This window comes from Pseudomonas sp. PAMC 26793 (assembly GCF_000313235.1).
In the GTDB taxonomy this organism is placed as follows: Bacteria; Pseudomonadota; Gammaproteobacteria; order Pseudomonadales; family Pseudomonadaceae; genus Aquipseudomonas; species Aquipseudomonas yamanorum.
Map to the genome: position 1 here is coordinate 1 of NZ_AMXG01000056.1, position 10,012 is coordinate 10,012.

Genomic DNA, 10,012 nt, shown 5'->3' on the forward strand with positions numbered 1-10,012 from the left:
CCATGGCCCGGCGCGGCTAAATCGGCATCCTTGCCGATTTACCCGCTCCACTGTGCCTACTTGCGGCCATCGTGGTTTAACGGGGCGCCTAAGATCAAGATCAAAAGCAGATCAAAAGCAGAGCACAGCGGCCTCCCGGCCGGCTTGAGTGTTAAAAGCAAAAGCAAAGACCAGAGCGAAAACAGATCTGCTTTTCTGTGGGAGCGGGCTTGCTCGCGAAAAACCTGAGAGCGCCGCGTTCATTCAGGATGCCATCGTCATCGTTAACGACCTTCGCGAGCAAGCCCGCTCCCACATTTGGACCGTGCCCGCTTTAGCTTTTGCTGTTGCTCTAAAACACTCAAGCCGGCCGGGAGGCCGCTGTGTTGTTGATCTGCTTTTGATCTTGATCTTAGGCGCCCCGTTAAACCACGCTGGCCGAACGCAGGCTTTGGAGCGTGGGTAACCTGGCAGGACGCCAGGTTAGCCGCGCTGGGCCAAGGATGGCCCATCGCGGCGGCCCACGGTCCAAAGCCGGAGTGAGCACACCGAGCCCAGGCGAGGTGCCGAGTGGTGGGGCAAGAGCGTTTTGCTTACTTTTGCGCTGTTCAAAAGTGAGCCGCTGTAAGAGCGGAACCATAGGCGGCCATCACCCAAATAATGGATATACACCCCACAACCGACGCAAAAAAAAACGCCCCGAACCAGTCGGGGCGTTTTCAGACGATCAAGCCGCAGGGGCTTTTACTTACCCTGCCAACGCTTCAGCACCAAGGTAGCGTTAGTGCCACCAAAGCCAAAGCTGTTGCTCATCACTGTATTGATGGTCGCATCTTCACGAGTCTTGGTCAGGATCGGCATGTCAGCCACGTCCGGATCCAGTTCCTCGATGTTGGCAGAACCTGCCATGAAGTTGCCTTCCATCATCAGCAGGCAGTAGATCGCTTCGTGAACGCCGGCGGCGCCCAGGGAGTGACCCGACAGGCTCTTGGTAGAGCTGATCGCCGGTGCCTTGTCGCCGAATACCGCACGCACGCCTTCCATTTCCTTGGAGTCGCCGACCGGAGTCGAAGTACCGTGGGTGTTCAGGTAGTCGATCGGGGTATCAACGGTGGACATGGCCATCTGCATGCAGCGGATGGCGCCTTCGCCGCTTGGCGCAACCATGTCGTAGCCGTCGGACGTCGCGCCGTAGCCAACGATTTCCGCGTAGATCTTCGCGCCACGGGCCAGGGCGTGTTCCAGCTCCTCGACCACCACCATGCCGCCACCGCCAGCAATGACGAAACCATCACGGTTCTTGTCATAGGCGCGGGAAGCTTTTTCCGGGGTTTCGTTGTACTGGGTCGACAGGGCGCCCATGGCGTCGAACAGGAACGACTGGCTCCAATGTTCTTCTTCACCGCCACCGGCAAACACTATGTCCTGCTTGCCCAACTGGATCTGCTCTACAGCGGTACCGATGCAGTGAGCACTGGTGGCGCAAGCGGAGGAGATCGAGTAGTTCACGCCCTTGATCTTGAACGGCGTGGCCAGGCAGGCGGAAACGGTGCTGCCCATGGTCCGCGTGACGCGGTACGGGCCAACACGCTTGACGCCTTTCTCGCGCAGGATGTCCAGCGCTTCCATCTGGTTCAAGGTCGACGCGCCACCGGAACCGGCGATCAGGCCGGTGCGCACGTTGGACACCTGGTCTTCGCTCAGGCCGGAATCGGTGATCGCGTCCTTCATGGCCAGGTAGGCGTAAGCAGCTGCGTGGCCGACGAAGCGATAGATCTTGCGATCGATCAGTTCTTCGAGGGGCAGGTCGATGGAGCCGGAAACCTGGCTACGCAGACCCATTTCGGCATATTCCGGGTTGAAGCGGATGCCAGGGCGACTTGCACGCAGGTTAGCGGAGACGGTCTCTTTGTCATTGCCCAGGCACGAAACGATGCCCAGACCAGTGATAACGACGCGGCGCATGCGGATAACCCTTAAAAGTTGTCAGTGGAAGTGAATACGCCGACCCGAAGGCCTTCGGCAGTATAAATCTCGCGACCGTCGACAGTCACCGAACCATCGGCAATGGCCAGGTTCAGCTTGCCCTTGAGGACGCGCTTGATTTGAATGTTGTAGGTGACTTTCTTGGCGGTCGGCAAGACCTGGCCGAAGAACTTCACTTCGCCCGAACCCAGGGCGCGACCGCGGCCCGGCAGGCCTTGCCAGCCCAGGTAGAAACCCACCAGCTGCCACATGGCGTCGAGGCCCAGGCAGCCCGGCATCACCGGATCGCCTTCGAAATGGCAGGCGAAAAACCACAGGTCAGGGGTGATATCCAGCTCGGCGACCAATTCACCTTTGCCGTACTTGCCACCCTCTTCGCTGATATGGGTGATGCGATCCACCATCAGCATGTTCGGGGCGGGCAGTTGCGCGTTACCTGGGCCGAACAGCTCACCGCGACTGCAGCGCAGCAGGTCTTCCCGAGTAAAGGCGTTTTGTTTGGTCATGCGAGCTCCTCAATAATCCCATGCGGCAGGGCAGGGCAAATCTTCCCGGCCGACTGAAGCGTTCATGCCTCATATCGGCAGCCTACACATAGACTATTGCGTTGTAGTGAAAGTCACAGCGTCAAGGTCATGAATGTACACTTGTGCACTGAAATTATAAACCGGGCCGGTTTACGGGCCCGTTCGGGTGCCTAAGACTGCCGCACTTTCGTCTTTCACGCCAGTCGCAGTTGGCTGATGGCACCGTGTTACTGCACCCATCGCTGCAGGATTTGCTGTAAATCCGTGCGTTTGAACGGCTTTGCCAGGTAATCGTTCATTCCGGCTGCCAGACAGGCTTCGCGGTCGCCCTGCAAGGCGTTGGCCGTGAGGGCAATGATCGGCAGGTCGGCACAGCCCGGCAACTGGCGAATCTGCCGGGTGGCCTCGTAGCCGTCGATGCCCGGCAGTCGGCAGTCCATCAGGATCGCGGTAAAAATCAGGCTCTCGGCACTGCGAATCGCCTCGGCACCGTCGGTGGCGATGCTCACCTCGAACCCCAGGCTGCGCAGCATGGCTTCGACCACCGTGCGGTTGACCGGATTGTCTTCCACCAGCAATACGTTGCGGCCTTCGCCTGCGTTGGCACTGCCTTCGGCGTTCGGCACGAGCACCGGCAAGCTCTGCTGGTAGATCGCCAGGGGGATTTCCAGGGTGAATACCGAGCCCTGGCCTTCCTGGCTCTGGGCGCGAAGAGTGCCGCCCATGCGTTCGGCCAGGGTGCGTGCAATAGGCAGGCCCAGTCCGGTGCCACCGTAACGTCTTGAAATGGAACTGTCGGCTTGCTGGAACGCGTCGAACATCAGTTCCAGACGCTCGGCGGAAATGCCAATCCCGCTGTCGCGCACGGTGCAGGTGAACCACAGCAATTCATGGTCCAGGGTCTGCCAATGGGGTTCGACGGTGACGGTGCCGTGCTCAGTGAACTTGAGGGCATTGCCGATCAGGTTCACCAGGATCTGCCGGATGCGGGTCGGGTCGCCCTGTACTTGCAGCGAGCCCAGGCCCTGCGGGATCGGCACTTCAAGCGCCAGCCCGCGTTGCTGCGCGGCATGCTGGAAAGCCTGGGCGCAACTGCTGATCAGCTCCACCAGGTCGAACGGAATGTGCTCAAGCTCCAATGCCGCGCGCTCGATGCGCGAGAAGTCGAGGATGTCGTTGATCACCTTCAGCAGGTGTTCGGTGGACTCCGAGGCCAGTGCCGCGTATTCGGTCTGCTCCTCGGTCATGTCGGTGGTTTCCAGCAGTTGCAGCATGCCCAGCACCCCGTTCATCGGCGTGCGCAGTTCATGGCTCATCATCGCCAGGAAGTCCGACTTGGCATTGTTCGCCCGCTCGGCTTCTTCGCGGGTCTGGATCAACTGGGCCATGGCCTGGTGCTGTTCACGACTGGCCTGGTTCAAACCGTCGGCCAGGTTATTGATGTGGCGCGACAAGTCGCCCAGTTCCGAATCATCGACGATAGGCAGTGGCGTCTGGTAATCGCCCTGCTGGATCGCCTTGACCGCATTGCCCATGGCGCTGATGGGTTGCGACAGGCTGGCCGCCAGGCGCCGGGCCAGCAGGAAGGTAAACAACAGGGCGAACAGCGCAAGAATCCCGGCCTTGAACAGGATTTCCTGCTGGCGCTGGCTGAACGCGTCGTTGGACATGCCGACAATCACCCGCCCCAGGTAATCCGCGCGGGGGGCCTTGGGTTCTGTGGTGCTGTCCTGGAAGAAGTCATTGCCCAGTTGGATATGTTGCAGGCGAATCGGCGCCTGGAACACTTTCACCGACAGCGAGCGATCATGCTTCTCTGACGGCTGCTCGACATACACCAGAATGTTTTCGGAGCTGTCCTGAATCTCCAGAAAGCGCACATGGGGCGTGGCCAGGGTGGCCCGCAACAGGCTTTCGAGCACGTCGTTGTTGCCGGAAATAACCCCATATTCGGTGGCCGGCGCCAGTTGGTTGGCGATCAACTGGCCGGTGTGGTCCAGCTCCTGGCGCAAGTCCTGGATCCGCACGAAGGTAAAGAAGCTGATCAACAGCAGTGTCAGCAGGAGTGCCGGACCCAGGGTGATGAGCTGGGTTCGGGTGTTGATGTCCCAACGGCGACGAAATGTCATGGGCGTTTTTCTCCTTCGGCCAGGCGGGCGGCGACGTTGGTTTCGTCCACCTGTTCGATCCCCAGTGAGCGCGCAACCTGCGGGTTGCCCACGACTTTGAAACGTTCCGGGTACAGCGAGCGCGGCCAGTTGGCGGGCGCATGGTCCAGTAGCCGGTCAAGTACGTTCAGCCAGTCGGCCTGATCGCTGTAGGTGCTGGCCAGGCTGCCGGCCTTGACGAACCCGGCGTTGGGCCCTACCAGTGGCAACTGCCTGGCGTAGCTGCTAAGCAGCAGGTTTTTCGCGGTTTTCGGGTTGTACAGCTGGGGATCATCCAGCCCCAGCAAGACGTCGCTGTTCTTGAACAGGCTTTGCAGCGGACGGCTGTCATTAATGTTGTCCCACCGCTGGGGCACGATCTCGAGGCCCATGGGGGCGGCGTACTGGCGCAGCTCGCGCAGCAGGAATTCACTGTCGATGCCATAGAGCACGCCGATGCGCCGGGCCTGGGGCAGGATGCCGCTGATCAGGCGCAGTTGGCGGTCCAGCGGCGGGTCGCTCCACAACAGGCTGATCTTGGGCGGCACGCTGTCACCCAGGCGCTGGCGGGCTTGCAGGCGGCTGATGCGCAGCACCAGGGTCGGCGGGCCCTGGTTGTCTTGCAGGCGCCAGTCGAGGCTGGGCAGGTCCAGCAGGATCAGGCGGGTGCTGGCCGGCAAGTGCGCCGGGGAGGGAAGGTCTTTGAGTGGGGTGAACTTCACGCTGTCTTCGGGGCGCTGTTGGGCAAGGGCCTGGACGAATGTTTGTACGCCGGGGCCGTCTTCCTCGGCGGTCAGCAGGATATCCGCTGCCCAGGTCGGGGCGGCAAACAGTAAAACCCCAAGCAACACACAGCACCGCCACAGTCGGGCGGTAAAGGAGGGGGGCATCCGTGACGAGTCGCTGTCCACTAGAACTCTAGCTCCGCACTGAAGTAGAGCACGTGGCGTTGGTCATAGTTGTTGTCGGGCCAGGTGGTGGGCTGATTGTCGAGACGCTGTTGCAACATGCCGGCCAGCTCCACGTTGGCTTTGCCCAGGGCAATGCGCTTGGCCACCCGCAGGTCGACCCGTTCGAAGCGATACTGGTTGAGCGCGTCGTCGCCGTAGTAGAACACCGCGCTGGACCAGCCATGGCCCCATTCCCGCATCCAGCCGGCGGAGCCGCTGTTGCGGGCGGTTTGCTGTCTGTCCAGAGGGTTGGTGGCGCTGGCGTCCACGTAAGCATAGGTCAGCCGCAGCCGGTCGGCGGTGCTCATGTGCCAGTCGAGCTGGGTCTCGGTGCCGGTGAAACGCGAGCTGTTCGAATTGTTGGCGATGTACTGGTTATTGCGCAGCGGCTCGCTGACCATGTCGCTGATTTCGTCGTAGAACAGCTTCACGTCCACGTTCAGCCCGATATCCGCAAAAAAGCCGTTGTAGCCCAGTTCCCGGGAGCGCATCAGCTCTTTGTTGAGGTTGCCCGGGCCGCGGGTCACCACGAAATATTGGCCGGAATTCTGGCCGTAGGCCGGTGAGCTGAGGTTGGTGACGCGGTAGCTCCAGTTGACGTTGTTCTCGAACATGTCCGGTGAGCGGATCGCTTCGGAGTACACCGCGCGCAGGCCGTGGCGCGGGTTGATCAGGTAGTTGACGGCCACCCGGGGCGTCAGCGAGTTGCCGCTCAGGTGGGTATCTTCGTACATCGCACCGCCCTGGAGCAGCCAGTGTTCGCTGGCGCGCCATTCCAGATGGCCGAACAGGCGCCAGGTGGTGTCGTCCAGGGTGCCGTTGAAGTAGGTGTCGGAGTCGGCGCGGTCGTAGCGGTAGTTCATGCCGCTGACCAGGCGCAGGCTGTCGGACAGGCTGAGGGTGTCCTGAATCTCGAGGTCGTAGCGGCTTTCCTTGGTGCTTTGGTCGATGTTGCCGCACACGCTCTGGTTCGCACCCTCACGCCATTGATTCAGCACCTGATTGGCCAGGGCCTGTTCAGCCGCACTGCCAGGAGGCGCCGAGCCATTGCTGTATGCCTCCATGTGCCGGGCCAGCCGCTCGGCATAGTTGGGATTGAGCTGCCACAGCTGGGTCAACTCCGGGCTGAAGGAGACCTTGGCATCGCAGGCGCGCCAGATCTGCCGGCGATCCCACTGCTGGGCCGAGCCCTGGATATACAGGCTGTGATCAGGATTGAAGTCGAAGTTCCAGCGCAGGGAGCCGGCGTAATCCTTGGCGCTGACGTCGGAATTTGTACCGCCTTCGGTAATCCCGTCGAACACCGGTTGGTAGGTGTACGGGCGTTGGTTGGTGCCTTCCTTGGCGTCCAGTTGCCAGTCGATGCTTTGTTGCGCGTTCAGGGTCTGGCTCACGGCCAGGCTGAAGCGGCTCAGGCGGCGACCGTCGCGGCGGTCGGCGCCCACGCGGTCGCTGTCAAAACCATCGTCCTGTTGGCCGGAGAGTGACAGGCGCAGGTCGCCGGTTTCCCAGCCCATGCCCTGGCTGGCGTACCAGTCGTTGATTCCGCGGCCGCCCTGGGTAAGTTTCATCCGGGTGCCGTGGCTGTTGGCTGGGGAACGGGTGAGGATGTTGACCACCGCCATCAGCGCGTTGGCACCGTAGCTGACGGTGTTGGGGCCGCGGAAGACTTCGATTCGGTCGATGTCTTCCAGGGACACCGGAATATCGCTCCAGTCCACTGTCGCCAGGCCCGCGCGGTACACCGAACGACCATCGATCAACACCTGCATGCGCCGGGCGTCGCCGGCCTGGGTGCCGTGGTAATTCACGGCGGCCTGGTTGCCGGTGGTGTAGCCGACCATCATTCCGGGCACCAACCGCAGCAGTTCCGGGATATCCCGCGCACCGCTGGCCTTGATCAACTCGCTGTCGATCACCGTCATGCTGCCGGGCACGGCGGCGGCCGATTGCTTGAGGCGAGTGGCGGTCAGCACCTGCGGCAGCGGTTGGCTGTCGAGGAACAGATCGTCGGCCAGCAACGGCGCACAGCACCATGGCATGCACAACAGCGTCAGCAGAAGGGATGAACGAGGAGGAGGGCCCAAATACACGGCACGGCCTTGATAATTACGGATAGCCGCCCATGTTAACTGAGGTGGGGCCTTTTGCCAGTCGTCGCCCCTGTAATTACTTCGCACAAATGTCGCATTTTCCGACCAGCGTTTGAATTGACGCGGGGGCTGGCCGCAGGCGGGTCGCTCCGTATAATGCGGCCATCGCCACTGCTATGGATTAACGGATTGCATATGACTGAACAGCGCCCTATTGCGGTCCTGGGAGGCGGAAGTTTTGGTACCGCCGTGGCTAATCTGCTGGCTGAAAATGGTCACCGGGTGCGTCAATGGATGCGTGACCCCGAGCAAGCCGAGGCCATCCGGGTCAACCGGGAAAACCCCCGTTACCTTAAAGGCATCAAGATTTTGCCGGCCGTGGAGCCAGTGACAGATTTGCTGGCGACTTTGACCGAGTGCGACTTGTGCTTCGTCGCGTTGCCATCCAGTGCCTTGCGTTCGGTGCTCGCGCCTCACGCCGAGCGGCTGGCGGGCAAGCTGCTGGTCAGCCTGACCAAGGGCATCGAGGCGCACACCTTCAAGTTGATGAGCGAAATCCTTGAAGAAATCGCCCCCGAGGCGCGCATTGGCGTGTTGTCCGGGCCGAACCTGGCGCGGGAAGTGGCTGAACATGCCCTGACCGCCACCGTGATTGCCAGTGAAGACGAAGAACTCTGCGAGCGGGTGCAGGCAGTGCTGCACGGTCGCACCTTCCGCGTTTACGCGAGTGCCGATCGCTTCGGCGTCGAACTGGGCGGGGCGTTGAAAAACGTCTACGCGATCATCGCCGGCATGGCGGTTGCGCTGGGCATGGGCGAAAACACCAAGAGTATGCTGATCACCCGTGCCTTGGCCGAGATGACGCGCTTTGCGGTCAACCAGGGCGCCAACCCGATGACCTTCCTTGGCCTGGCGGGTGTGGGCGACCTGATCGTCACCTGCTCGTCACCGAAAAGCCGCAACTATCAGGTCGGTTTCGCCCTCGGCCAGGGCCTGAGCCTGGAAGACGCCGTGACGCGTTTGGGCGAAGTGGCCGAAGGCGTCAACACCCTGAAGGTGCTGAAGGCGAAGGCCCAGGAGGTCGGGGTGTATATGCCGCTGGTCGCGGGTTTGCACGCGATCCTGTTTGAAGGGCGCACCTTGAACCAAGTCATCGAGTTGCTGATGCGGGCCGAGCCGAAGACCGATGTCGACTTTATTTCCACCAGTGGTTTCAACTGAGGAACGCGTCATGAACGATCCGAAAGCAGCTCCCAAATACGAATCCATTGGCCTGCGTGTGCTGTGGATGCTGGTGTTTGCCCTGGTGTGGCAAGTGGCGCAGTTTCTGCTGGGTGCGCTGGTGGTGGTGCAACTGGTTTACCGGTTGGTGTACGGCGCGCCGAACCTTGGGCTGATGAATTTTGGTGACAGCCTGAGTCAGTTCTTGGCGCAGATTGGGCGGTTTGGCAGTTTTCACAGTGATCAGAAGCCTTGGCCGTTTGCTGATTGGCCGACGCCCCGTGCACCGGAAGGTGAGGCTGCTCACAGCGTGCCGCCGGCGCCGCATCCTGTGCGTGATGAGGCGCCGAAGCTATGAAGGTGTGGGTGTTGCGTCACGGTGAGGCCGAGGGGCATGCGCGCACGGATGCTGAGCGCAATTTGACGGCCCATGGGCGTGAGGAGGTTTTGCGCAGTGCGGGGCATCTGATTGGGCAGCCTGTGCGGGCGATTATTGCCAGTCCGTATGTGCGGGCGCAGCAGACGGCGCAGTTGGTGCGGGAGGCGTTGGGGTTTGAGCCTGACATCCGCACGGTGCCTTGGTTGACGCCGGAGAGTAATCCGCTGGAGGTGCTCAAGCATCTCGATAATGACGATGATGTGTTGTTGGTCAGCCATCAGCCGTTTGTGGGGGGGCTGATCAGTTATTTGCAGCATGGGCATTTGCGGCAGCCGCAGGCTATGAGTACGGCGAGTCTGGCGGAGTTGGAGGGGGATTTTCCGTTGGCGGGGTTGATGAGTCTTTTGAGTGTTCGGAATCCTTAAGGTTGGGTTTGGTTTTGGGTACATATCCGTTTCTTCGGTAACGGCCACCTATGGTTCCGCTCTTACAGCGGGTCACTTTTGGCAAACGCCCGGAATGCCGGCCCAGCCAAAAGTAACCAAAAGGTCTTTGCCCCACCACTCGGTGACTCGCTTAGGCTCGGCATGCCCGCACTCCGGCCCGCCTCCGCGGGCCGCTCCACCGTGCCTACTTGCGGCCATCGTGGTTAACGGGGCTTGCAGATCAAAATCAAAAGCAAGAGCACAGCGGCCTCCCGGCCGGCTTGAGTGTTAAAAGCAAAGGCAAG

At 61.1% G+C, this 10,012-nt stretch carries 8 protein-coding genes; 3 read left to right on the plus strand and 5 right to left on the minus strand.

Annotated elements, in window-relative coordinates; all coding sequences use genetic code 11:
* Positions 1-723: 723 nt before the first annotated feature.
* The 5 genes from fabB to D109_RS0130185 form a co-directional block, all read right to left on the minus strand.
* Positions 724-1,944 carry a beta-ketoacyl-ACP synthase I gene (fabB, locus tag D109_RS0130165; protein WP_017480195.1) on the minus strand — a complete coding sequence of 407 codons (1,221 nt, stop codon included), beginning with the start codon at positions 1,942-1,944 and terminating at the stop codon, positions 724-726.
* An 11-nt stretch (positions 1,945-1,955) separates the two neighbouring features.
* A complete protein-coding gene (gene fabA, locus D109_RS0130170) occupies positions 1,956-2,471 on the minus strand; it encodes a 3-hydroxyacyl-[acyl-carrier-protein] dehydratase FabA (protein WP_003210552.1) in 516 nt (171 codons plus the stop codon).
* Positions 2,472-2,719: 248 nt separating this feature from the next.
* Positions 2,720-4,621 (minus strand): ATP-binding protein, encoded by a 1,902-nt coding sequence (locus tag D109_RS0130175; protein ID WP_017480196.1) that lies wholly within the window; start codon positions 4,619-4,621, stop codon positions 2,720-2,722.
* Entirely contained in the window at positions 4,618-5,529 is a 912-nt protein-coding gene (locus tag D109_RS0130180; RefSeq protein WP_026078315.1) for an ABC transporter substrate-binding protein, read from the minus strand. Before D109_RS0130180 ends, D109_RS0130175 begins: the two co-directional genes overlap by 4 nt.
* A 20-nt stretch (positions 5,530-5,549) precedes the next feature.
* Positions 5,550-7,682 (minus strand): TonB-dependent siderophore receptor, encoded by a 2,133-nt coding sequence (locus tag D109_RS0130185; RefSeq protein WP_081585415.1) that lies wholly within the window; start codon positions 7,680-7,682, stop codon positions 5,550-5,552.
* Positions 7,683-7,877: 195 nt separating this feature from the next.
* Between D109_RS0130185 and D109_RS0130190 the strand changes: the two genes are divergently transcribed.
* From D109_RS0130190 to sixA, 3 genes are read left to right on the plus strand one after another with little or no spacing between them, the layout of a single operon-like run.
* Positions 7,878-8,903 carry an NAD(P)H-dependent glycerol-3-phosphate dehydrogenase gene (locus D109_RS0130190; RefSeq protein WP_017480199.1) on the plus strand — a complete coding sequence of 342 codons (1,026 nt, stop codon included), beginning with the start codon at positions 7,878-7,880 and terminating at the stop codon, positions 8,901-8,903.
* A gap of 10 nt (positions 8,904-8,913) precedes the next feature.
* On the plus strand, positions 8,914-9,261 hold the full coding sequence (locus D109_RS0130195) for a DUF4389 domain-containing protein (protein WP_017480200.1): 348 nt from the start codon (positions 8,914-8,916) through the stop codon (positions 9,259-9,261).
* Complete coding sequence (gene sixA, locus D109_RS0130200) at positions 9,258-9,707, plus strand: phosphohistidine phosphatase SixA (RefSeq protein ID WP_017480201.1); 450 nt, start codon at positions 9,258-9,260, stop codon at positions 9,705-9,707. The genes D109_RS0130195 and sixA overlap by 4 nt, the downstream gene beginning before the upstream one ends.
* Positions 9,708-10,012: the final 305 nt, after the last annotated feature.